At 44.9% G+C, this 909-nt stretch carries 2 protein-coding genes; both read right to left on the bottom strand.

Features of this window, described 5'->3' with window-relative positions:
* Positions 1 to 395, bottom strand: a 395-nt coding sequence (locus J7I42_RS34990; protein ID WP_209145224.1) for a hypothetical protein, incomplete at its 3' end; no start/stop codon positions are given.
* Between the two features lie 210 nt (positions 396 to 605).
* Positions 606 to 909 (bottom strand): RteC domain-containing protein (locus J7I42_RS34985; protein WP_209145222.1); only part of this gene is annotated, 304 nt, incomplete at its 5' end.

Here is a 909-nt window from a genome sequence, read left to right as displayed (position 1 = left end):
GCACGACTAAACTCTGCCATGTTCTCCCGGGTACGCTCAAAGGCCGCATCGTTTTTTATCCTGTCGGCAGATGCGCCTCCTGTGGCTCCTGTGATACTGGATTTGGACATAGTTTTTCTTTTAGATTGTTGAATAATTGGCTGACCGGTACAGCCGATAGCATTTTTATAGTACAAGGTCCCGCACCGGGTGGTACCTGTATGGGTGTTAATCTGCCTGGGAATTGCCTGAACACTGTACGGAAACTGTCTGGGAATGCTCATCCAGGAGTAGAGTTCCTGGAGTGTCCCTGTAGTGTCCGGATAGAGGACGTAGGCCATAAGACTACCACTTTCAGTCAATACTGGTACCATTACGCTACCATCTGTTCGGGCTATGTTGTATGTGTTAGTCATGTTAGTAAATTTTATGACACAAAGCTGGAGGATTTGATTTGAATGATTAGCCAGGGTATAGCCAGCCTGGCTATAATCTATTTTTGCAACAAGTGTGAAAAAATTGCAACAAAAAAGGTATGCACGTGGCAGTAACTACCGGAGGTGCATACCTGTCATACAAATTATTTTCGAAACGATTAGCCAGCCAGGCTAATAAATATTCAGAGATCAATCGTCTTCACGTTCAATATATCGGACCAAATGGGTTTTTAATTTATCGAGGAAAATGGTAGAATTTTTACGTTGTCGTATGTCGGTAAAATGGTCATAGTACTCCCCCAGTTCGAAATTGAATGCGACTTCGAAGGATTCCATGATCTCTTTGATGGAAGCATCGCCAAAATCTCCATGGAGGTACAGGGCATATCCAATTTCAACGAGATCTCTCCTATGGCCAGTCCAACGAAGTGCTGGAGAAGCAGCTGCCGCGGAAGTATTACCTGGTGCAGCCTCAACCGGCATACTAGTGGGC

Source organism: Niastella soli, from assembly GCF_017742245.1.
GTDB classification, from domain to species: domain Bacteria; phylum Bacteroidota; class Bacteroidia; order Chitinophagales; family Chitinophagaceae; genus Niastella; species Niastella soli.
This window is presented reverse-complemented; position numbering and strand designations above follow the sequence as displayed.